Annotated in this window: 20 protein-coding genes; 6 read left to right on the top strand and 14 right to left on the bottom strand. The window is 39.0% G+C overall.

The window, feature by feature from the left end; all coding sequences use genetic code 11:
* Window positions 1–41: 41 nt before the first annotated feature.
* Both PR683_RS17505 and PR683_RS17500 read right to left on the bottom strand, forming a co-directional pair.
* Window positions 42–1,091, bottom strand: coding sequence for an AbrB family transcriptional regulator (locus PR683_RS17505; RefSeq protein WP_110732211.1), 1,050 nt, complete (start codon window positions 1,089–1,091; stop codon window positions 42–44).
* 197 nt (window positions 1,092–1,288) lie between these two features.
* The gene (locus PR683_RS17500; protein ID WP_109912041.1) at window positions 1,289–1,921 is read right to left on the bottom strand and encodes a TetR/AcrR family transcriptional regulator; all 633 of its coding nucleotides are present in this window, start codon (window positions 1,919–1,921) and stop codon (window positions 1,289–1,291) included.
* 376 nt (window positions 1,922–2,297) lie between these two features.
* On the opposite strand from PR683_RS17500, the gene PR683_RS17495 reads away from it, so the two are divergent.
* Together PR683_RS17495 and PR683_RS17490 are read left to right on the top strand one after the other, a co-directional pair.
* On the top strand, window positions 2,298–3,515 hold the full coding sequence (locus PR683_RS17495) for a Tm-1-like ATP-binding domain-containing protein (RefSeq protein ID WP_109912040.1): 1,218 nt from the start codon (window positions 2,298–2,300) through the stop codon (window positions 3,513–3,515).
* Between the two features lie 12 nt (window positions 3,516–3,527).
* A complete protein-coding gene (locus PR683_RS17490; protein WP_004913739.1) occupies window positions 3,528–4,355 on the top strand; it encodes a phosphoenolpyruvate hydrolase family protein in 828 nt (275 codons plus the stop codon).
* A gap of 73 nt (window positions 4,356–4,428) precedes the next feature.
* Here the strand turns inward: PR683_RS17490 and PR683_RS17485 are convergent, their stop codons facing one another.
* Window positions 4,429–5,151, bottom strand: coding sequence for a hypothetical protein (locus PR683_RS17485; RefSeq protein ID WP_004913743.1), 723 nt, complete (start codon window positions 5,149–5,151; stop codon window positions 4,429–4,431).
* Window positions 5,152–5,322: 171 nt separating this feature from the next.
* Window positions 5,323–6,219, bottom strand: coding sequence for a diaminopimelate dehydrogenase (locus PR683_RS17480; protein WP_272581923.1), 897 nt, complete (start codon window positions 6,217–6,219; stop codon window positions 5,323–5,325).
* A 339-nt stretch (window positions 6,220–6,558) separates the two neighbouring features.
* Between PR683_RS17480 and PR683_RS17475 the strand changes: the two genes are divergently transcribed.
* Together PR683_RS17475 and PR683_RS17470 are read left to right on the top strand one after the other, a co-directional pair.
* A complete protein-coding gene (locus PR683_RS17475) occupies window positions 6,559–7,905 on the top strand; it encodes an MATE family efflux transporter (protein ID WP_004913749.1) in 1,347 nt (448 codons plus the stop codon).
* A gap of 208 nt (window positions 7,906–8,113) precedes the next feature.
* Window positions 8,114–9,436, top strand: coding sequence for an L-cysteine desulfidase family protein (locus tag PR683_RS17470; protein ID WP_109912037.1), 1,323 nt, complete (start codon window positions 8,114–8,116; stop codon window positions 9,434–9,436).
* A 282-nt stretch (window positions 9,437–9,718) separates the two neighbouring features.
* On the opposite strand, the gene yjiA is transcribed toward PR683_RS17470, so the two are convergent.
* The 7 genes from yjiA to PR683_RS17435 all read right to left on the bottom strand — a co-directional run bounded on the left by yjiA (window position 9,719) and on the right by PR683_RS17435 (window position 17,865).
* On the bottom strand, window positions 9,719–10,687 hold the full coding sequence (gene yjiA / locus PR683_RS17465) for a GTPase (RefSeq protein ID WP_109912036.1): 969 nt from the start codon (window positions 10,685–10,687) through the stop codon (window positions 9,719–9,721).
* A 22-nt stretch (window positions 10,688–10,709) separates the two neighbouring features.
* Window positions 10,710–10,913 carry a YbdD/YjiX family protein gene (locus tag PR683_RS17460; RefSeq protein WP_004260586.1) on the bottom strand — a complete coding sequence of 68 codons (204 nt, stop codon included), beginning with the start codon at window positions 10,911–10,913 and terminating at the stop codon, window positions 10,710–10,712.
* A gap of 101 nt (window positions 10,914–11,014) precedes the next feature.
* A complete protein-coding gene (locus tag PR683_RS17455; protein ID WP_004913760.1) occupies window positions 11,015–13,168 on the bottom strand; it encodes a carbon starvation CstA family protein in 2,154 nt (717 codons plus the stop codon).
* A gap of 432 nt (window positions 13,169–13,600) precedes the next feature.
* Window positions 13,601–14,053 (bottom strand): WG repeat-containing protein, encoded by a 453-nt coding sequence (locus PR683_RS17450; RefSeq protein WP_123382371.1) that lies wholly within the window; start codon window positions 14,051–14,053, stop codon window positions 13,601–13,603.
* Window positions 14,054–14,517: 464 nt separating this feature from the next.
* Window positions 14,518–15,696 (bottom strand): formate-dependent phosphoribosylglycinamide formyltransferase, encoded by a 1,179-nt coding sequence (purT, locus tag PR683_RS17445; protein ID WP_004913766.1) that lies wholly within the window; start codon window positions 15,694–15,696, stop codon window positions 14,518–14,520.
* A gap of 125 nt (window positions 15,697–15,821) precedes the next feature.
* Window positions 15,822–16,748, bottom strand: coding sequence for an EamA family transporter RarD (rarD, locus tag PR683_RS17440; RefSeq protein WP_109912035.1), 927 nt, complete (start codon window positions 16,746–16,748; stop codon window positions 15,822–15,824).
* A gap of 169 nt (window positions 16,749–16,917) precedes the next feature.
* Entirely contained in the window at window positions 16,918–17,865 is a 948-nt protein-coding gene (locus PR683_RS17435) for an aminoimidazole riboside kinase (protein WP_272581922.1), read from the bottom strand.
* Window positions 17,866–18,068: 203 nt separating this feature from the next.
* On the opposite strand from PR683_RS17435, the gene PR683_RS17430 reads away from it, so the two are divergent.
* Window positions 18,069–19,523, top strand: coding sequence for a glycoside hydrolase family 32 protein (locus PR683_RS17430; protein WP_109912034.1), 1,455 nt, complete (start codon window positions 18,069–18,071; stop codon window positions 19,521–19,523).
* A 30-nt stretch (window positions 19,524–19,553) separates the two neighbouring features.
* Here PR683_RS17430 and PR683_RS17425 read toward each other — a convergent pair whose 3' ends face one another.
* On the bottom strand, window positions 19,554–20,549 hold the full coding sequence (locus tag PR683_RS17425; RefSeq protein WP_004913775.1) for a LacI family DNA-binding transcriptional regulator: 996 nt from the start codon (window positions 20,547–20,549) through the stop codon (window positions 19,554–19,556).
* A 472-nt stretch (window positions 20,550–21,021) separates the two neighbouring features.
* Here PR683_RS17425 and PR683_RS17420 point away from each other — a divergent pair, with 472 nt between their 5' ends.
* Window positions 21,022–21,651, top strand: a complete 630-nt coding sequence (locus PR683_RS17420) for a response regulator transcription factor (RefSeq protein ID WP_123382372.1) — start codon at window positions 21,022–21,024, stop codon at window positions 21,649–21,651.
* Window positions 21,652–22,266: 615 nt separating this feature from the next.
* On the opposite strand, the gene PR683_RS17415 is transcribed toward PR683_RS17420, so the two are convergent.
* Both PR683_RS17415 and rimO read right to left on the bottom strand, forming a co-directional pair.
* Window positions 22,267–22,908, bottom strand: coding sequence for a helix-turn-helix domain-containing protein (locus PR683_RS17415; protein WP_004913781.1), 642 nt, complete (start codon window positions 22,906–22,908; stop codon window positions 22,267–22,269).
* A gap of 215 nt (window positions 22,909–23,123) precedes the next feature.
* Window positions 23,124–24,458 carry a 30S ribosomal protein S12 methylthiotransferase RimO gene (rimO, locus tag PR683_RS17410; protein WP_004913782.1) on the bottom strand — a complete coding sequence of 445 codons (1,335 nt, stop codon included), beginning with the start codon at window positions 24,456–24,458 and terminating at the stop codon, window positions 23,124–23,126.
* Window positions 24,459–24,486: the final 28 nt, after the last annotated feature.

The raw sequence follows: 24,486 nt of genomic DNA, 5'->3' as shown, positions 1-24,486 counted from the left end.
TCAAGAAAACATGCCAAATATCGCCTGCATGTTTTCTTTCTTTACTTTAAATGACTATTTCTTTTTTGCCTTCTTTCTTGCCAAAACAACGCTATCGATGGAATACTTTGAATAATTACCATCCTGATAATATGGTTTGACATAACAAAGCCCGCATCTAAATTCATGGTGATTGCGGCGAATGTCATCGCTTCCATACTCCCCGGAGCCCACGCTAACAATAGTACCGAAATATCATAGCCTGTAATCCAAGAGGCAAATACCGTGATAAGAAAAGTCAGCACGATATTAACCACCACAACTTGGGCCGAAGAGTATATATTTTTAATTAACGATGAAAGTGGAAACACAATGAAATGGTTACCAATGTTCATCCCAATTAATACCATACTGAGTTCAGTCAACATCAACGGGAAATTTAATGGGATATCCGCCCAACCTTGAATAAGAGTTGCTGCCGCTAATGACGTTAACATAAAAGGTGCGGGGACTTTTAAACGCTGTAATATTGCCCCTGAAATTACCCCAACTGCAATAATGAGCACTAGCCATCCCGTTGCAACTAATGTCAATTCTGGAAATTCTATTATCGGTTGAGGATCTCCATCGCTCCCCACAACAATTCCTGCTAATAAAATAAGAATAATTAAGCGAATTGTATGGGAAATAACAATTTTCTGAGGTGGGGTATGAGTATGGTCAGTTAATGCCAGAATAGCTGCCATAGCACCGGGGACAGAGCCAAGCATCGCTTCTTGTTTTGTCCAACCGACTTTGCGGTAAAACCAAAAAAAACTAAATGAAAATTGTACAGCCAAACAGACAACTAGCATCAATAGTAAAAGAAATAAATTGTCTGCTTCATTAAGTGATACTTGATTAAACATCAAGCCCACAGAGGTCCCGAGCGTGACTTGAACAAAGGTAATAGTATGTTTAGGGATGGCAAACGAAACACCAAAACGATGAAAAATGATAATGGCAATGATTGGGCCAAACATCAATGCAAGGGGAACTCCGAGGTAAGTCAGCCCGCCACCAATCAAGGCACAGATGGAAATCCCACCTAACATTTTTAATAATTTCATCATATGGTATTAACCATTAAGTCTTTTTATAGTCCTAATTTATATCATATTATTTTAAGTCATATGACTTTAGTTTTTATTTATTTATTACCCTAGTGGTATCCACCAGAATTTATCTATTTATTAGGTTTTGATCTTATTATTTTGACTTGGTTTGAAAAATTTCTCTTAACTAAAATTAACATAACGTAGCCATAAAACTATTTTTTCCGTTTTATATTATCAGCACGAGCTTGATTCATTATTGCTTTGGACATCCATTGAGCTAACGCAGTGACTTGGGCATCATCCATTTTCCAAATATCTTTTAATACTAAAAATATTTCGGAACCATAAATAACAGAAAAGGCTCTAATCACTTTATCTATAATTTCTTGCGGATATTCTGATTTCATTGGCGATGTCACCATCGCAAGAATTTCTTTGCGATTTCCACGTTCTAGACGCTTATCATTAACATTTTGTGGATCAGCTCGACCCTGAGCCCACTGCTGCAATGACGCTTGCAATGCAGCCCGTAAAACACCTTCATGTTCAAACATACGCGGAAATGCATAGGTTAATAACTCGTCAATACGATCTTCAGTTTGCTCACTTTGTGGGCGCCAAGTTAAAATTGGCCCTAAGCTCTCATTAACCGTTGCAGTAATTAAATCGGCCTGCGTCGGAAAATAACGATAAGCTGTCGCACGAGAAACTCCCGCTTCAAGCGCTAATTCAGAAACAGAAGGCATTGCCCCTTTTTCAAATAAATCTAAAGCCGTCGTAACCAATAATACATAGGTCCGTTTTCGTGTCCCTTTGTATTCTGAGTATGAATTAGTTTTAGACATTAATTTATCCTTAAAATACTGTCACTTACTATAAATCGAGTTAATACTCATGAAAACATATAAGTGTGAATAGGTAAACATACTTGATTGATAATTTGTAAAAATTTATCCATAAAGATGATTTTAAAAGTAATAACAAAAGACAGAATAATTACATTTAAATATTATAAGTTTCCACATCCATTCAAAATAATTCAAGACTCTTATTGATAATTTATTTCGATTAATCAATAGGATATATTACCCAAACACCAATACCCTTCACCATAAAATGTAAAATGAGACTACAATCTCATTTTACAACCAAACAAAATGATACTATAGTCTCATTATGATGAAAAATTCAACGTTAGTTTTACTCTGAAAGGGTTTTTCTATGAAAAAATATCCGGGTTTTATTTATATTGTAACAACGCTTGACACGAAAAGTGCTGAACTATTTTATGTCAGTGAATTAATCAAAAACGCCGGATTGGCGGTACGTACCGTTGACCTGACAACACAACCAACGCAATTAGATAAAAACGCAGATATCAGCGCGCATGCCGTTGCAAGTTTTCATCCACTTGGCGCTGAAGCCGTTTTCTGTGGTGATCGCGGTAAAGCCATTGAAGCCATGGCACACGCTTTTAGCCTTTACCTTGCCGCACAAACAGATGTTGCCGCTATTCTTGGTTTAGGAGGGTCTGGCGGAACCGCACTCATTACACCCGCCATGCAAGTGTTGCCTGTAGGTATTCCAAAATTAATGGTTTCTACGATGGCATCAGGGGATATTTCCGGTTATATCGGCGCCAGTGATATTTCGATGATGTACTCCGTCACTGATGTGTCTGGTTTGAATATCATTTCCCGTAAAGTATTAAAAAATGCAGCCAACCAAATTGCAGGAGCGGTTTGGTTTGATAGCGAAGAACAACCGCACGACTTAAAGCCTGCGATTGCCCTAACCATGTTCGGGGTAACGACCCCATGCGTCCAGCAACTTACAACACAGTTAGAAGCCCAATATGACTGTCTAGTCTTCCACGCAACAGGCAGTGGTGGTAAAGCCATGGAAAAACTGATTGATAGCCAGTTATTGCATTCTGTTTTAGACATTACAACCACTGAAGTGTGTGATTACTTATTTGGTGGCGTACTAGCATGTGATGAAGACCGCTTTGGTGCTATTGAGCGTACTCAAACCCCTTGCGTGATGTCTTGTGGAGCCTTGGATATGGTGAATTTTGGTCGCCCTTCCACTGTGCCTAAACACTATCAAGATCGCTTATTTTATCATCACAATGCTCAAGTCACTTTAATGAGAACGACCAAAGAAGAAAATCAGCAAATGGGTCGTTGGATTGCCGAAAAGTTAAATCGTTGTCATGGTGAAGTGCGCTTTATTATTCCAACAGCAGGTTTCTCAGCTTTAGATGTTGAAGGTGCTCCATTTTGGGATCCTATCGCAGACCAAGCCTTCATTGATACTTTAACCGCAAATTTAATAATAACAGAGAAAAGACAGCTTATTTTGAGTCCTTATCATATTAACTCCTCAGAGTTTTGTGATCAGGTTATTCAGCTTCATCAGGAAATTTTGAACAAATAATAGAGGTTAATTATGAAACATAACCGCACAGATTTATTAAAAAAATTTAGAGACATGATTGCTCGGGGAGAACCAATCATCGGTGGTGGCGCAGGAACAGGACTATCGGCGAAATGCGAAGAAGCGGGCGGTATTGATTTAATTGTTATCTATAACTCAGGCCGTTACCGCATGGCGGGTAGAGGTTCCCTTGCAGGTTTATTAGCTTATGGTAATGCGAATGAAATCGTTATGGATATGGCAAAAGAAGTTTTACCTGTAGTAAAACAGACGCCAGTTCTTGCGGGTGTGAATGGAACAGATCCATTCTGCCAATTCGATAAGTTCCTTGATGATATCAAAGCAACAGGTTTTGCAGGGGTGCAAAATTTCCCTACTGTCGGTCTAATTGATGGTAATTTCCGCGCCAACTTAGAAGAAACAGGTATGGGTTATGGGTTAGAAGTTGAAATGATCCGTTTAGCCCACGAAAAAGATTTACTTACAACGCCTTACGTTTTTAGTGCTGAAGATGCCATTGCGATGACTCAAGCTGGTGCTGACATTATTGTACCACACATGGGGCTAACGACTGGCGGGAATATTGGCGCAGAAACGGCACTGACGCTCAAAGATTGTGTGCCATTAATCAATGAATGGGCAAAAGCGGCAAAAGCAGTACGCGAAGATGTGATTGTTCTGTGCCACGGTGGCCCAATAGCTACCCCAGAAGATGCTGAATACATTTTAGCCAACTGCCCTGATTGCCATGGCTTCTATGGTGCCAGCTCAATGGAACGTTTGCCAACAGAAGTGGCATTAACCGCCACCACACAAAAATTTAAATCAATTACACGTTAGTTTTTTACTTTATATTTTGCCAACACCAGGCGCCTACTTCGGTAGGCGTTTTTTTATCTTTCTAGCTACAAAGTTATTTCCCTTTTTCCTGGTAAATAGAATGCCCTTTGCATAAAAAATGTGTTAGGCAAGCCATAAATATAGGCATACCAAAATAGAGCACGCCAAAGGCAAAAGCCACATGGGGTTTATCTGGAAACTCGCCCCCCGTAGAAATACTCGAATAATAGTCAATCGACCTTAAATATTCAGGCGTTAATCCGCCATAAGGTACGAGAAAAGATAAAATTAACACCGAGAAAATACAGAACATAAAATTGAGTGCCATTAACGCTGAATAGCCCATATTTTCAGAGCGTTCTTGCTCTGTTCGACTGGTTAAACCAAAAAGCATTCGATTTGCGACAGTGGCACTATACAAATATAAAATTAATGGGGAATCCCCTAAGACTGACATATTAATAGCCAGAGCAAAAAGGCCATAGAAAAGGGCAAATAACGTTAATATTCGCCAATCACGAAATACCGCCATAAAGACGCCTGAGTGAACTAAAATAAATTCAAAAATCAGGATCAGTGTCAGGTTATAAATAATTTCTACTGTATAGTATTCAGGAAAAAACCATACCGATAAAATAAAACCGACATAAAATAATGAAAAGCCATAATTTATTATTTTAGAAAAAGCACGAATAATGCTGAAAGAATGCGGAGTTTCCTTCACACTTTTTACTGAAGATTGTTTTGGGAAAAAACCTTGGTTGTTATCTTTCCCATTCCTTGGTGGCTTTACCATTACCTCACTCCATGTCATCAATATCACTTTACTAATAAGCTACTTGATAACACAAAAAATAAACAGTGGCTAAAGTCCGAATGGCGGATTCAGGATAAGATAAAGTGTAAGGAATATCGACAAGATGGCATGAACGTACACTCGCCATGCCACAGATAGATTAAATTGAAATTAAACCAATTTGGCGATCAGCGTATCTAAATCACCTTGTAAGAAATTCACGGGTGGAATTTCAATCACGGTATATGCACCTGCAGCTTGTTTCATGGTCGCACGTGCGGCAGAAACCATAAACTGAGAAGTGAGTGCGGGATTATTAATACGCATTGAATATTCGAATAACTGGTTATGTGTTACCCCTGAAACCCCTTTATGGGTCATGTGCACACCATGCCCAACATCTTTTAATGCATCAATGCTATCGACTTGACGAATATGTGTTTCATCAGAAGAAAAATAGCTATCTGCTTTAATTGCTTGAGTCACTGCATCAAAATTCACGCCACTTTCTAATTCAACATAAACCATACGGCGATGAACCCCAGTCCCTAATGGGATTGTGACAGAAAGTGCATCTTTGACGCCATCAATTGCTTTGGCAGCCACACTGTGCCCCATACTCATCCCTGGTCCAAAATTAGTAAAAGTTACCCCTTTTGGTGCCATCGCTAACATTAGAGTTCGCATAATCGAATCCGAACCAGGATCCCATCCAGCAGAAACAACTGCCACGCTATTATGTTGCTTCGCAATATCATCTAAGCTGTGTTTTAAAGCGACAATATCTGAATGAACGTCAAAGCTATCAACCGTATTAATTCCCAAACTTAAAATTTTTGCTGCTAATGGACCGATTGCACGCGTAGGTGAACAGAGTAGCGCAACATCAACTTCTCCTAGTTTTTCAATATCATCAACCACTTTGTAGGCTGAAAGTTCAGCTGGAATATCTTGTGTATTGCGACGAACTACCCCGACTAACTCAAAATCTTCAGCGGCCAGAACAGCTTCTAGTGCATAGCGGCCAATATTACCGTAGCCCACTATTGCTGCTTTAATTTTTGTCATTTTTACTCCTATACCGTGCTGATGTTGCTTATTAAATTATTTATACCCGTAATCCTTCAAGTTGCAGCGCTTTTCGTTGAGGTATAAGTGACTACGCTCAGCTCGCCGAGTCACATAGTTTATCTATGTTCCCCGCCTATCTTCCCTTGTCGCCTACCTGCAACTCGAATTATTTAGGGTATATAGCGAAATTAAATTTAACAGAATAATTAAAAGTAAACAAAACATTAGCCTAATTAAATCAGATGCATTTTAACCCTATTTTCATTGTTGAAATCCATGTAGAATTAGCCACTCAACAAGCTTTCCCTAACATTCATGAATATATAAAGGTTCTCAATGCATCAATCTGATGTGACTGAGCGGTCACTCTTTTCGCTCAGCTGGCCAATTTTTATCGATATTTTTCTTCATTTGGCCACATTATTAATTAATACCTATATGGTTAGCCACGTTTCTACTGCCTACCTTGCTGCTATGGGGGTGGGAAACCAAGTGTTTGACCTATTTATTACTATTTTTAACTTTATAAGTGTGGGATGTAGCGTTGTTATTGCCCAATACTTAGGAGCAGGCCGCAGAGAAAAAGCCAGCCAAGCAATTCATATTTCAATCGCGTTTAACTTTATTCTTGGTTTTTCTAGCGCGCTAGTCGCATTATTTTTTGGCTATAGCATTCTAACTATCATGAATATGCCATCACATTTAATGGCTGATGGTTATACTTATTTACGTATTTTAGGGATATGTTTAATTCCTGAAGCGATTTCAATTATTTTAGCCGCATGCTTGCGAGTTTATGGTAAAGCACAGCCTGCAATGTGGGTCACATTAATCGCTAATGTGATTACCGTGTTTGGTAACATCATTGTTCTTTATGGTTTCTTTGGGTTACCACAATATGGCCTTGAGGGCGTTGCTTGGTCAACTGTCGTTGGGCGTATTGTTGCCGTTATTTTACTCTTCTGCCTACTGTTTTATGGGTTGAGGATTAAATTTGTCCCAATGATGCTAATACACTGGTCGCGAAAAATGTTGGGTAAAATTTTACATATTGGCTTACCCTCCGCCGGTGAAAACCTCGTTTGGATCCTCCATTTTATGACCGCATCTGCGTTTATCGGTCTCATGGGAGAAACATCTCTTGCGGCACAAACACTCTATTTCCAATTGTCATTATTTATCATGCTGTTCGGTATCTCTATCAGTATTGGTAATGAAATTATGGTTGGCCATCTTGTTGGAGCAAAACGCTTTGAAGATGCCTTTAGGCGCGGGGTAAAAAGCCTCAAAATGGGTTTTTACGTAACAATTGGTGTCGTTATTGCCTTTTGGTTATTCCGTGATCCTATCCTAAATAATATTACGGACGACCACGGTATTATTGAATTATTGCTGCCATTGTTCTTACTTTCGGTGTTCTTAGAACCCGGCAGAACAATTAATATCGTGATGGTGAATGCCTTACGTGCCTCAGGTGATGCCCGCTTTCCTCTGTGTACCGCCATTATTTTTATGTGGGGCGTCGCTATCCCATTAGGCTACTTCTTAGGCATAAAAATGGAGATGGGTCTCTTAGGTATTTGGCTAGGTTTCTTTGCTGATGAATGGTTACGCGGCTTAACGAATGCATGGCGCTGGCGTTCACGTAAGTGGCAAAGTAAACGTCTTGATGTAGAAAGCTAATCTGTTCCGTTATCACTCAGTCCTGCCGAATTTTATAGGCAGGACTTTTGTGACCAGGCTCAAAATTAGAATTTTTTCATTTTTATAATTCAAATTAGAGATAATATTTCTCTTCACTCTCTTTAAATCCCCTAACTTAGTGAAGTTTTTCTCCAGACTGTTGTTTAAAATAATAAAATCGAAAAAGATTTTATTAAGGGGACTTGCCATGCATGCTCAATCACAACCACTACTTTGGCAATATTTTATCAAAGCAGTAAAACAAGAAGTAAAACCTGCCTTAGGTTGTACTGAGCCAATTTCATTGGCATATGCTGCTGCTAAAGCCGCTTCATTTCTTGATGGGCAAGTGATCCGTGTCTGTGCTTTTGTCTCTCCTAACCTCATGAAAAATGGCATGGGTGTAACCGTCCCCGGGACAGGTATGGTAGGTCTACCTATCGCAGCTGCGCTTGGTGCTGTTGGGGGCGATGCCGATGCAGGTTTAGAAGTTTTAAAATCAGCGTCCGCGGATGCCATTGCTTTGAGTAAAACCATGTTAGCGCAAGGAGCTATTACTGTAGATATCAAACACCCTTGTGATGATGTTATCTACTCTGAAGCCACGGTATACACACAAACTGAATCCGCAACCGTCATCATTGCAGGGTCGCATACCAATATTGTTAAAATCGTTCATAACAATCATACCGTATTTGATGCCACAACAGCTCAACCTCACCATGAATCGCCCGTTGACTGTGCGGCTGATGTCCCTCTGCCCCCCGTCACCGCCAAGTCTGTTTATCAATTTGCTACCGAAGCACCTTTAGAGGATATTCGTTTTATTCTTGAAGCCGCACATTTAAACGAAGCTTTATCTCAAGAAGGCTTACGCAACGTTTATGGCTTACATATCGGTAAAACATTACAAACCCAGCGAGACCGTGGCCTGCTTTCAAAAGACTTAATGTCAGAAATTATGATCCGCACCTCTGCCGCCTCAGATGCGCGCATGGGCGGTGCCGTATTACCCGCAATGAGCAACTCCGGCTCAGGCAACCAAGGTATTGCAGCCACCATGCCTGTTGTTGTGACTGCTGATTACCTACAATCTTCAGAAGAACAACTGGCTCGTGCATTGATGCTCTCCCATCTGATGGCAATCTACATTCATAACCAGCTTCCTGCATTATCGGCATTGTGCGCTGCGACAACAGCGGCGATGGGAGCTGCCGCGGGCATTGCTTGGTTACTAGAATCCCGCTATGAAGTCGTTGCAATGGCAATTTCCAGTATGATTGGTGATGTTAGTGGTATGATTTGTGATGGCGCATCAAACAGTTGTGCAATGAAGGTGTCAACCAGTGCGAGTGCCGCTTATAAAGCCGTGCTAATGGCATTAGATAATAGCTGTGTTAGAGGGTCGGATGGTATTGTGTCTGATGATGTCGACCAATCTATTGCCAATTTATGTTCTTTAGCCGCGGGTTCAATGAAACATACTGACGTGCAGATTATTGAAATTATGGCCGCTAAAGCACGCCCTTAACGCCGTCGCGTTGTTGGCTACATTCGCCAACCCTAGTCACATACTTGTGTATGCTCCTAGGGATTATTTCTTTTGCCGTCTTGCTACGTCGCTAATTCTTCGCCCTTAACGCCGTAGCATTGTTGGCTACATTCGCCAACCCTAGTCACATACTTATGTATGCTCCTAGGGATTGGCTCTTTTGCCGCCTTGCTACGCCGCTAATGACTTTGAATTTCGTTTTGAATTTCTTTTTGAATTTCTTTTTGAATTTCTTTTTTGAAATTATTTTTTTGAATTGTTCTATTTTGAATTAACTTCTAGGGCTGCGAATTTTTCACGAATTATATCTTCTGGTAGGTCAATACCAATAAACACTAATACACTGCGGCGTTGTTCATCAACTTCCCAGTCTCTATCCCAATCCGCACTATAGAGGCGTTGAACACCTTGGAATAATAAGCGTTTTGGTTCACCCATAATGGAAAGAATTCCTTTATAACGCAGTAAGTTATCTGCAAAACCGAGTAATAGGTCTTCCATTACTTGAGAAACGGCCATCAGTTCAACAGGATAATTAAATTCAAGGACAATCGAGCCGACTTCATTTTGTTGTTTAGGCGCGAAACGGAATGTCGGTTGTTTGACATTCAACTGTGAATCCAATAAAAACCCTTCGATATCCAATAATAAACTCAGGTCGATATCACCTTGAATAACTGGGTAAATCGGTGCTCTCGCATTAATACGTTGTAAACGTTCAATTAAAGCTTCGTTATTCGGCTCAATATCTGTTTTGGTCAATAAAATGCGATCTGCATAGCCAATTTGCGCTTGAGCAATGGCAAAATCATTCAATTGTTTATCAGCGTGAACAGCATCCACTAGTGTAATAATGCCATCTAACACATAACGTTCGCATAGGACTTCATGGGAAAAAAAAGTTTGAGTGATCGGGCCTGGGTCTGCCATGCCAGTGCACTCAATGACGAGACGCTCAAAGTCTAATTTTCCATTATCAAGGCCATCTAATAGGTCTAATAAGGCATTTTCTAATTCATTCGAACGACTACAACAAATACAGCCATTACTTAATGTGGTAATTTGTGTCGCACGATCACCAATTATTGCGTTATCAATGGGGACTTCACCAAACTCATTTTCAATCACTGCAATTTTATGACCGTGCTCAGCATGAAGAATATGGCTAAGGAGAGTCGTCTTACCAGCCCCGAGAAAACCGGTTAAAATTGTTACGCTAATAGGTTTCATTATTGCCCTCACACTTCATTGATTAACAGCAGCGAAATCCGCCTTTACCGCTACCACCATACCGTGCATCTTGTCTTTCGCGAAAAAATTCTTTGTAGGTCATCACAGGTTTATCTGGGTGATTATCACTCATATGCTGCACATAGGTATCATAATCAGGAATACCAATTAGCATGCGTGCTGCTTGCCCGAGGTATTTTCCTGTTTTGCCGAGATTTCCAAACATCAGCCTCTCCAATACAAATGCCCTACATCATGAACACACAATGTAGGGCGACCTTTCATTTACCGAACATCTTCCGATGTTCAATTTCGTTGAAGGGTGACTTAATGTGAAGATGAAACTTTCACGCCCTCTTTAGGTACAGGAACATAAGGTGTTTCTTTGTCTGTACGCTCTGGGTTTTTGTGCGCTTTCATCCCAACGCGAATACCATAGAAAATGATACCGTAGACAACCACCAAGAATAGAATACTCAGCCCTGCGTTGGTGTAGTTATTAATAATAATGTGATTCATATTAGTAATTTCTTGTGCAGTTAACTCTGCACCACCTGCCGCAATCTTATCTTTATAAGATTTCGCTAAGTATAGGAATCCTTCCAGTTGTGGGTTATCACTGAATAATTTCAGTCCCAATGCCCAAGTTGTACAGATTAATAGCCATACTGCAGGTAATACAGTCACCATAATGTATTTACTGCGTTTCATCTTAATCAGCACTACTGTACTCAAGACTAAAGCAACTGCTGCTAACATTTGGTTCGAGATACCGAACAGAGGCCATAAGCTCTTAACACCGCCCAGTGGGTCAACAACACCTTGATACAATAAATACCCCCACAGCCCAACACAACCAGCTGTACCTATGATACCAGCAACCAGTGAATCTGTTTTCTTCAAGAATGGAACAAAGTTACCCAATAAATCTTGCAGCATAAAGCGGCCTGAACGAGTCCCTGCATCCAATGCGGTTAAGATAAACAGAGCTTCAAACAGAATACCAAAGTGATACCAGAAGCCCATATTTGCCGCAGGCATGATTTCGTGGAAAACAAACGCAATACCCACCGCTAATGTTGGCGCACCACCTGCTCGGTTTAATACCGACGGCTCACCAATATCTTTCGCAGTTTGCATGATTTGTTCAGGTGAAATCACAAAGCCCCATGAGCTTACTGTAGCTGCTGCATGAACAGACACATCTTTCAGTTGAGCCATGATAGCCGCGCCATCTGGCCCCCCCAGCTCATGTAAGTTAGGCATGGTAATACCTAATGCAGCTGGCGGCGTATTCATAGCAAAATACAGGCCTGGTTCGATAATAGAAGCCGCGACCAAAGCCATAATCGCAACAAATGACTCCATTAACATTGCACCATAACCGATGTAACGCGCATCTTTTTCGTTTGCTAATAACTTAGGTGTTGTCCCTGAGGAAATAAGCGCATGGAAACCGGATACCGCACCACAAGCGATGGTAATAAACAAGAATGGGAATAGAGTACCTTTCCAAACAGGACCTGAACCATCAACAAATTGCGTCACTGCTGGCATTTTTAATTCAGGGTTTAGAATAACGATACCAATCGCTAAACCAACGATAACCCCAATTTTCAAGAATGTCGCTAAATAGTCACGAGGCGCTAAAATTAGCCATACAGGTAATAATGCAGAGACAAATGCATAACCCACTAACGCGTAAGTAATCGTCGTGTCTTTGAATGTCAGTGCTGGGCCCCAGTAAGGGTCGTGAGCAATCACGCCACCAAACCAGATAGAGGCAACTAACAAGACGATACCAATGACTGAAACCTCACCAACACGCCCTGGTCGGATATATCGCATATATATCCCCATAAATAAGGCGATTGGTACCGTTGACACAACAGTAAAGACACCCCATGGGCTTTCTGCCAAGGCTTTCACCACAATCAATGCTAATACAGCAAGGATAATGATCATGATTAGGAAGCACCCAAAGAGTGCCAGCGTTCCCGGAATTGGGCCTAGCTCTTCTTTAACGATTTCCCCTAATGATGCACCATTACGACGTGATGAAATAAATAACACCATGAAATCTTGCACTGCACCGGCTAACACAACCCCTGCAAGCAACCATAAGGTGCCGGGTAAATAGCCGACTTGAGCAGCAAGAACAGGTCCGACTAATGGCCCCGCCCCTGCAATCGCGGCAAAGTGGTGACCAAATAGAACGTTTTTATTTGTCGGAACATAGTTTAACCCGTCATTATTAATGACGGCTGGAGTCGCACGTGTTTCGTCCAGCTTCATCACTTTTTTAGCGATATATAAGCTGTAATAACGATATGCTATGAGATACACCGCCACAGAAGCGACGACAATCCAAAGAGCACTGATGTGCTCACCACGCCTGAGTGCAACTACCCCCAGACAGACCGCACCGATTATCCCAAGGATCATCCACGGAATGTGCTTTAAAATACCATTTTTGTTCATAGAACACCCTTCTGAGGTAAAACGAACATGCCATTGATTTTGTATTAGCCATCATAAAAAACGATATCGCTGTGTTTTCATTGCTTATCATTTATCGTTGATGGGTTTTTAATTGGCAGTGGTTGAACTGTATTGAATCAAAAAATTGAGCTCTGCCATGGTGTATATGGTATGAAATTACACTCAGCAAATGACTAAAGTTATGCTAAGTGGTGCCATATGGAATTAAGCGGTTTGTTTTTTACTTTGAATGGTTTTTAGGGAGGTCAAATGAGCTTAAAAACGTGATCTGCATTACAATTTCAATTTGTTTTCAATAAGTTAAAAAATGACGTATGCATAGTTAAAATGATGTTTATTGTGAATAAATTTCACTAATAACGTAAAAACCTAAAGCTGAGTTACCTGAAACCTTATGATATCTATATACGTTTAGCGTGTAATCGTAGTCCAATTACCACCAACCCACCAACTGTGCTCACCATCAGTTTGTGTTTCACATCCGATACCGACTTTCGCTTTCCCTGCTTCAAAGGGATATGCGCAATCATAAATTGCATCAATCACGACTTCCCCTGATATCGCATCTGCAAAACCAATTTTATTTTCTTTACGAATTCGGTATACCCCGTCCTGTGCTTCATCTGGCCAGTTGTCAAAATAATAAAGCTGGTAAACTTCTTGCCCTTTCTGGTCAAAAACAGCCAAACCGCTATTTGGTCGTTCACCTAAGCAATACTTAAATGATGATTGCGGTTCAAAACACTCGATTTTATCTTTTTCATTCGCCACCCATAAGCTAAATTGTTGTTCAAGATTTTGTGCTGTTGATAAAAAAGACATTAATCCTAATGACATTAAGCCAGCGACATAACGAACCATCATCACTTTCCTTATTCTACTTTTACGCCGGATTATAGTAAGAAGTGGAGCGCATCAATCTTACTCCAATAAATACTCGCTTATTAAAGATAGCGGATATCTCTTTCAATGAAACTAGGAATAAGGGTAAATAAAATCTTGTACAAGAATAACCTTAAGATTCAAATTAGTAAGAATTCAGCCCCAAGAAGATGCATTTAAAAATATTTACGTAACTCAAAATGCTAATGGGGTTAAGTTAGTCAATAAGCTACCTTACTCTATCAATCTGGCTGGATTAGCGATTAATAATAATTTCTTTAATGACGAGCACTTTAACGGGGCTATTGGCATTCAATTATTAGGTGGAATCCCCGTTATTAGTGCCAATCAAACCCCATTAGCCAAGCCAGATGCAACCTCAATTATTTGGGATAATATAAAAAGCAGTAGCGAAACAAAAATGTTCAGCACTAACTTCATTAAAATCAACCAGAAACACACACTGTATTAGCGGTTTTTTGCGCCAGCTCTAATGCACTTTCAATCGAATCTGCAATTGCCAAAGCAACGCCTAACCGGCGAGTTCCTGCAATTTCAGGTTTACCAAATAACCGTAATTGAGTATCCGATCCCAATGCTGCACCAATATTTGAAAAAATCACATTTTGGCTTTGTAAACTAGGTAAAATAACCGCGGATGCACTTGGTCCATATTGGCGGATCACACCGATTGGGAAGCCAAGAAATGCACGAACATGTAAAGCAAACTCAGATAAATTTTGTGAAATCAGCGTCACCATGCCTGTATCATGGGGACGAGGCGAAACTTCATTAAAAATAATATCATCACCGCACACAAATAATTCAACACCAAATATTCCGTAGCCCCCCAGAGAGGTAACAATTTTCTCAGCAACATCCTGCGCTTTTTTCAACGCCACCTCACTCATGTACTGTGGCTGCCAAGACTCACGATAATCCCCTTTTTCTTGTCGATGCCCTACTGGCGCACAAAAGTGAATCCCATCCACGGCACTGACCGTTAATAATGTAATTTCAAAATCAAAATTAACCATTTTTTCAACAATTACACGGCCTTGACCTGCTCGACCACCTTCCTGTGAGTAATCCCAAGCTTGATTTAATTCGTCTCGAGAATGGATCACACTTTGCCCCTTCCCTGACGAACTCATCACTGGCTTAACAATACAAGGAAAGCCGATTTTTTCTGCTGCTGCGATAAAATCGAGTTTACTGTCTACAAATTGATACTCTGATGTTGGTAATTTCAACTCTTCTGCGGCTAAGCGGCGGATCCCTTCTCTATCCATAGTAAGAACAATCGCTTTCGCAGACGGAACCACTTTTTGTCCTTGTTGTTCCAGTTCCATTAATACCTGTGTCGCAATCGCTTCAATTTCAGGCACAATAATATCGGGTTTTTCAATTGAAACTATTTGCTTCAGCGCTTCGCCATCAAGCATGTTTATTGTATAGCTACGGTGTGCAATATGCATCGCTGGCGCATTATCATAGCGATCAACCGCAATGACTTCGATGCCCAACCGTTGACATTCAATCGCAACTTCCTTGCCTAACTCTCCAGCACCTAACAACATGACTTTTGTTGCAGATTTACACAGCGCAGTACCTAATTGATTCATGATTGATAACCTTACCGACAAAAAAGTTACTGCCAATTATATACGCAACCGTTTGCTTTTGCTATCGAGGAAAAAATGCCATAAGACAATAATCTTATAAACTATTGATAATGATGGTTAACTATTTAATCTAATGGTGTTTTGTCACGCCCAGTAATAAAAGGTTCTTTATGAGAAAATTTAATATACTGTTTGCGTAAGATTGCTAACACACAAAATATTAAACCAATCCAAATAAGTGAGAAACTAATGCCTTTGACCCAATCAAATAGCTCATTAAATAAAAATACGGCTAATAAGAATTGAATTGTTGGTTCTATATATTGTGCTAAACCTATTACCGTTAATGACGTTCGTTTAATTGCCGCAGTAAAAAAGAGCAAAGGAATGATCGTGACTGGAGCCGCTAACATATAAAGAACTTTAATTTGCCAATCCCCTTGCGCCACAGCGCTTAAACCATTAGAAGCTAACCACCAAGAGATCGCTATTGCAATGGGCAGCAACCAAAGCGCTTCTAGAAATAAAGACGTAATCACATCAAATCGAATAAATTTACGGATTAATCCATATACCGCAAAAGCACTCCCCATAACTAACGCTAAAATAGGTAATTCACCATACTGCCAAATTTGGTAACCAACCCCCGCACAAATAAAAATAACAGCCATTTTTTCTGCAAAAACAAGCCGTTCGCGAAGAAACAAAACACCAAGTAGAATAGAGAATAATGGGTTAATAAAATATCCAAGACTCGCGGCTAACACCTGTCCGTGAGTTAATGCGTAGGTAAATGTTGTCCAAGATATCGCCATAACCGACGAACTAAATAAACACAAAATTATCGACCGTTTATCAGACCATACCTCGCGCCATAAAGATTTATTTTTAATAATTAAGCGAACAAAAAAAAGTATAGGCACAGACCAAATAAGACGTTCTGCAAGTAGCTCTAAAGGTTCCGCTCCGGGAAGTAAACGATAAAATAATGGTGTGATTCCCCATAAGATATAGGAAAAAATAGCAAGAGCTACTCCCGAGCGAAGCAACATAATTTATCCACAATAAATCTGATTAAATAATATTAGCTACTTATCATACGCCAAAATGCAAAAAATAAAACTTATCAACATCATAATATAGGTTGAATTATATCAAGTATTCTTAAAATAAAAGGTAACTATATCGCTACCTTTTATTTACTCGCTGCATATATATTCATCAAAAAACATCACGCTGATGTAATGGTGGTTGCTGCTGCATAAATGCATATAATTCCTCTTGTGTCGGCGCTGCGGCAATAGCACCTTTTTTGGTTGTCGCCAATGCACCACAAGCAGTAGCTTGCGAAATGACCTTCATCAGCCCCTCTTTTTCATTGATTAGCCCATATTGTGAAATGGCCGCCAACAACCCCGCCATAAATGCATCGCCAGCCCCTGTGGTATCAATACTTTCTACTAAATAAGCACTTACGGCCATTTGAACCAAAGAAGTGAACACCTGACAACCTTTAGCCCCTTGAGTAACAATTTTTAATTGGGCAGGATAGCCTTGCAATTTGGCGATTGCATTTTCAAAACGACTTTCTTGCGTTAACCACAGCAGCTCATCATCAGAAAGTTTTAAAATATCCGCTCGTTTTGCAAAATTATCAACAACTTGGTGCATTTCATCGGGATCAGACCACATTTGTGGACGAATATTAATATCAAAACTCAGTAACCCACCAGCGAGTTTTAGTTGTTCGATAGCTGTTGATAGAGACGCTCTACATTGGTGATGCACTAGAGCTAATGAGCAAAAATGCAAAATATCATGACCAAATTGCGGTAAGTTATTTGTCGTTAAAAATTGGTCAGCCGAAGGAGAAACTAAAAAAGAAAATTCACGTTCTCCGTTTTCATGCAACGAGACGAGAACAGTACTTGTTTTATACTTTTCATCAAATTCCATCGCACTCGTATCAACCCCTATATCAAATAAGGTTTTTTGCATGAAATGCCCGAAAGCTTCTTCACCGACTCGTCCAATAAAACCACTATTTTGCCCTAAGCGTGCAACCCCAGCGGCGACATTTACAGGCGCACCACCAGCACAAGCTTCATATTGCATGTTTTGAAGAGGAATTAAATCAATAACTGCATCCCCTAATGCCCAAACTTTCATTATATCTCCTTTGCGAGTTTTATATTTTTAACCTTTATTCTTATTCATAAATAACACATTACCAACTCATGAAAATAAAACTAGTAAACGCAAACTGTTAACGTTAACATTAAGTATAAAGAAGCCAGCAAATAAACGCACCTATTATTGAATTTCATGTGCCCATTTTGTTATCGCGATCGAAAAATGTTCAGGAAGCCATAATGAAAAAACAACTTGAATTAGCCAACGAAACCATCAAAACAGCAAGAGAAAACATGAACTTGCAGTTCTACCCACAATACCACCTTGCCCCTTATGTAGGCTGGATGAATGACCCTAATGGTTTGATCTATCACCAAGGACAATACCACGCTTTTTATCAACATCATCCATTTAGTGCGATTTGGGGTCCCATGCATTGGGGTCATGCAACAAGCACTGATATGGTCCATTGGCAACACCAACCCATTGCGTTAGCACCAAGTGAAGATTATGACCGAGATGGTTGTTTCTCAGGCTCCGCAATTAGTTACGATAACAAATTGTATTTGTTTTACACAGGCCATATCTGGTTAGCAAATCCAGGTGATGACAGCCAAATCATCCAATCACAGTGTGTTGCAATCAGTGAAGATGGTATTCATTTCGAAAAGAAAGGTGTTGTACTCCCTTCCCCTGATGGCTATATGCACTTTAGAGATCCTAAAGTTTGGCAACAAGATGGTAAATGGTGGATGGTGGTTGGTGCAAGAGACTCTCAAGATCAAGGGCAAATCCTCTTATTTAACTCTACTGACTTATTAAATTGGGATCAAAACTATCAAATCCTAGCAAAAACTGACGACAATAATGTTTATATGTGGGAGTGTCCTGATTTCTTTCCATTAGGCGAAAAATTTATTGCCCTTTTTTCTCCTCAAGGAAAAAAAGCAAAAAATTATCAATATCGAAATTTATTTCAAAATGGCTATTTGGTTGGTAATTGGTCACCTAATTTACCTTATCAAATTTCACATTCATTTACTGAGCTTGATTTTGGCCAAGACTTTTACGCACCTCAAACCTTTTTAGCTAAAGATGGCCGTCGTATTGCTATCGCTTGGATGGATATGTGGGAAAATCATATGCCCACACAAAAACATGGGTGGTCAGGGTGCTTTACTTTACCTAGAGAGCTAACACTGAATGAGCAAGGTAAAATTATCTCTAAACCTATAGAGGAATTGAAATCATTACGCCAGTCTGCAAGCCATTTTCCCGCAACAATGTTAGCCAAAAACAGCACCATAGTATTAAATGAAAATGCGACAAGTTGTGAAATAGAACTTATTTGGGATTTACAGCAAAGCCCAGCTGAAAAATTTGGCTTTTGGATTGGATACGGCGTGCAGTTCTATGTTGATAACCAAAGTCAGCAATTAACCTTAATGCGTCATTACCCTGAATATACCATTAGTGATAATCGTTGTGCTCCGATACCGCAAGGTCATCAACTTAAAATAAATGCTTTTATCGACCACTCTAGCTTGGAAGTATTTATTAATGATGGTGAACTCAATTTTAGTTGCCGTATCTACCCACACCAAAGTGAACGAGATTTAAGATTATTTGCAATAAATCACCAGGCTAAGCTAGAAAAAGCGATTTATTGGGAACTCAAGAAAGCGATTGAATAACTGTCTATTCGATTTGCCTTCTCGGCGAAACTAAAAAGAATTACGTTCTAACAAGTCGCAAGCAACATATTCAACACTATTTTGCTGCCGTTCTTCTATGATGTGCAAAGCGGCTTGTTGACCTAACTGATAGTGCGGTAACACAACCGTACTTAATGGTGGATAAAATAGTTCTCCAACACCTATCATATTATCGTAGCCAAGTACTGCGATATCTTGTGGGATACGTAAACCACGGCTAAGTAGTACTTGGTAAGCTAAAAATGCAATACGGTCATTTCCACAAATAATGACATCAAAATCCGGTTTTTTATTCTTAAAGTGACTATTAATTAAAGCTATAACATCTAAATAGTGTTCATCACCTAACTCTAAATGGTATTGCTGAAGCGATTCTAGAGGTAAATTAGCCGTTGCCCACGCAGATTCCACCGCTTCACGGCGCGTTTTTCCAGCAAGTGTTTCTTGCGGGATATAAAGACAAAGAGGATTCCGATACCCTTTCTCTATTAAGCGATTAACTGCATTCAATTGACCATTAAAATCATCTGGTACATAGGCTGGAAACTGCCCTTTTTTATCTATGCAATTGGCAAGAACCAAACGATTATTATGTAATCCTTCAGGAATAGTCACTTCTCGAAGGCCCATCGTAGTATAAATAATACCATCTGGTCGCTGGGATAATAATTGCCGGACAGCTCTTTCACTATCTTCACTGGAGGTAATATTAACAACAAAGCTACTCCAGCCGAATTGCCTCGCGGTTTGCTCTATTGAAAGAATGATTTCCACAGAAAACGGAGTTGTCGCTGTATCAAGGGCCAAAACGCCAACTGTCGAAACCCTAGAACCTTTTCCTCTAATCTTACGAGCAGAAAAATCAGGAACATAATTGAGTGACTCAATAGCTTGTTGGACCTGTTTTAAGGTTTCAGGCTTGAGTAATTCAGGGTTATTAATTGCCCGTGATACTGTCATCAATGAAACATTTGCAAGTCGAGCTACGTCTTTTAAAGAAGCCATTAAGTATATTCACTCATCAAAACTAGATTAGAGTAAATTTTAACATGTCAGATATAAAAAGCACTTAATCTTCGTCAATTCACAGATTAAGTACTATCACCTAAGAAAACAGCATAAAGTGTACATCTAAGACTTTTTATGACTAATGATTTAAGATATTATTGATTAGCTTTAACAATATTTCTGTCTATTACTTTATGTTAAAAAACACATTTAATAAGTAAATTCACATAATATGTTACACGTCATTAATCGAATATTACCCAATGACACAAACTTTAACTATTGTTTCTATTTTTATATTAAATTTAACTAGATGATGTTTTTAATATAAATTAAGGTCAGTAATACACTAATAAAAAGAACAACGATCAGTAGAAAATATTATTGTGAAATTTTAATTTCACTTTATTTATCTACGTATTTAATCAGATTGGTATGAATATCAAATCAGTTCAACAGGAGTATGGTGATGAATAACACCATTCACGTAATCGTAGAAAGTGATAATGTCTTTAAGAATAAACTGAAACTAATGATGGAATCTTTTGGTTTTATCTTTAGATTTTATAATAACGAAGAAGTGTTTATGAGTAATTATACTTACCCTAATGAGGGTAATGTAAAAGAATGTATTTTATTATTCTTAAACAATGATGAAAATCGTATTAGTAGATTAAACAATATAAATAATTCATTTGGTATTGTTCCATTCATTGTGCTTGCTGAAGAGCCTTCTATCAGTTTGTGCCGTGAGAGTTTTAAAGCCGGAGCTTTTGATTTTTTCCCTTTGCCTTTCAAGGACATTGAAATTTTAAACTCCATCAGTAACGCAACAGAATTATTTTTAAATATGCATGAAAAGTATAAAAAATATACCTACCTCTCTGATAAATTTAACCGTCTTTCGGTTAGAGAACGAGAAATCATGGATATGATATTAGAAGGTAATACCAGTAAAGAAACCGCTGAAAAACTGTCACTATCACCAAGAACTGTAGAAGTTCATCGCTCTAACATTTATACGAAACTAGGTATTAAATCACTGCCACAACTTATTCAAGAATACGAATACATTAATACCTATCCTAAATATATTTAATTTATATGATATGTTCATCTTGTTATAGCGTAATTAGTTTCTGGTGGTTTGACTCTAAGCCATCAGAAACTAATTACCTAAAAAATGCCAAGAGCACTATAATTTAGATAAATATAGATAAAAATCCTGTCAATTTTAAAATAATAACTTGTTTTTATAAGTGATAAACAATAGTTCTACTCTATCACAGATTAAAGAAACCTAAGTGAATTGATAATTCCACTAGTAATAATAACTACTAATACTTGTAAAATAAAATAATACTTTTTTGTGTTACTGAAATATCATTTAAAATAATAGTGCACCTATCACACCATTTTTTAGTAAGACAATGCGCTTTCTCATCAATATTTATCCATCACAAATCTAAAAAAATAGGGCTGTAAACGACATACCAACTTACCTAACTCAAGCATAATAAGTATCGTTTTCATTTTCTTTTCTCGATACATCAAGTAACGACACAAGCAGATAGATTATGCTTTATTTATCTATCGACTGTCGTTCAAAATGTTGGTAAATTCTTCGCGCTTCGCTGTTTTTATGCTTTTTTGTTGTTGTCCACAAAACATGCGAAAGCGCTTTTTTTTTACGGTCCAAAGCATATGTAAGAAGCTATTTGTAGTCTTTAATGTTAATTTCATACTGCTTTAGTTTGCGCCATAACGTTGTCCGCCCCATATCAAGGACTTTATGCATTTTTTGAATTTTACCTTCACAAGCCTGCGCCACTTCAATAATCAAAGCTTTCTCAACTGAATGAATATCCAAGCTAGCGAATCGTTGCTCTACCTTATTTTCCTTAAAAATTTCTTGTTCATAATAGTGAAATTTCAATTTCCCACTCGCTTCCCTTGCTAAAGCCTGCGTGAGTGCAAACAAAATATTGCAGCTATTCTGAGTTGAAGATAAAGCGACAACTAGAACTGGCTCTCCAGCATGTGAATACACTGGAGCTAGATAATAAAAAATCCCATGTAATTCGATTGGCGCAGTATACAACTTAGCCCGCGCACCATAAGTCAAATTATCAGATAATAAAGCTGCTATCTCAAAATTGCCCCCAAACTCATGACTAAGCCAAAGCGTTTTTCCATCAGAGCTAATCAGAGAACTTCGAATATTATTATCATGTAATGAGGCTAATCCACCTTCAATAGTTGTATAAGCAAGCTCTACAATATATTTATAATCATCTGAATTATAAATACTTTCTTTTACAGGTGTTGTAGTTGGAAATATTAAATGAACCGACATAGTTATCCTTATTCTTCGATAAGAGTTATCTGATTATGTCAATTTCCCATTTAATTATTATATTCTAGATCAAGTTATTAATTGATAGATTTAAACCGCTTGATCCACATCAATTCTTCACAATTAAAAGCAGTAAATCAATGTGGTAAAAAACAAAATGGCTAACTTAATTTACCTAAGTTAGCCATTTACACTTTTAAAACGCTCTGATTCACTTAGGAAGTGACAATATTTCCCCACAGGTCATATTCATCTGCATGCTCAACGAATACTTTCACTATATCCCCCGCGTTAACACCAAATTCACCATTAAGATAAACCATACCATCAATTTCTGGCGCGTCTGCCATACTACGCCCAATAGCACCTTCATCATCAACTTCATCAATAATGACTAAAATTTCTTTACCAATTTTATCTTGTAAACGCTGTGTAGAAATTTGTTGTTGTAATTGCATAAAACGATGATAACGATCTTCTTTAATTTCCTCAGGGACTTGATCCGCCAGCTCATTCGCTTTCGCTCCCTCGACAGGGCTATACTTAAAGCAGCCTACTCGGTCTAACTTCGCTTCCGATAAGAAATCGAGTAGCATTTGAAAATCGTCTTCTGTCTCACCAGGAAACCCCACAATAAATGTTGAACGTAAGGTGAGTTCAGGGCAAATTTCACGCCAACGCTTAATTCGCTCAAGTGTTCTTTCTACAGCGCCAGGGCGTTTCATTAACTTTAAAATTTTGGGACTTGCATGCTGCAGCGGAATATCTAGGTAAGGTAAAACTTTACCTTCTGCCATCAAAGGGATGACATCATCAACATGTGGATAAGGATACACATAATGTAAACGTACCCATACACCCAGTGAAGCAAGTTGTTCACATAACCCCACCATGCTAGTTTTTACCGGCTGCCCATCCCAAAAACCCGTTTTATTTTTAACATCAACACCATACGCAGAGGTATCTTGTGAAATAACCAGTAACTCTTTTACCCCTGAAGCGACTAAACGCTTAGCTTCATTTAACACATCTCCAATTGGACGGCTATCTAAATCCCCTCGCATAGAAGGAATAATGCAAAAAGTACAACGATGATTGCACCCTTCGGAAATTTTTAAATAGGCATAATGCTTTGGAGTCAGTTTTACCCCTTGTTCTGGAACTAAACTCAAGAAAGGGTCATGTTCAGGTTTTGGAACGTAGTGGTGCACGTGGTTAAGTACTTGCTCATAGCTATGTGGACCAGTGATTTCTAAAACTTTTGGATGTACTTCACGAATTTGGTTCTCTTTCGCGCCAAGGCATCCTGTGACAATCACTTTGCCATTTTCATTCAGAGCTTCCCCAATCGCTTCTAGTGATTCCTGCACCGCGCTATCGATAAACCCACACGTATTCACAATGACTAAGTCAGCATTATCATAGCTTGGAACGACTTGGTAACCATCAGTGCGCAACTCAGTTAAAATGCGTTCTGAATCAACTAGATTTTTCGGGCAGCCGAGTGAAACGAAGCCAATTTTTGGCACCGGATTAGTATTTTGCGACATAACTCACTTCTTTTATTGTTTTAAAAAA

The sequence above is a fragment of the Providencia sp. PROV269 genome (assembly GCF_028477785.1).
Taxonomy (GTDB): Bacteria; Pseudomonadota; Gammaproteobacteria; order Enterobacterales; family Enterobacteriaceae; genus Providencia; species Providencia rettgeri.
The sequence above is the reverse complement of the archived record's forward strand: the minus strand, read 5'-3'. Positions and strand labels throughout refer to the sequence as shown.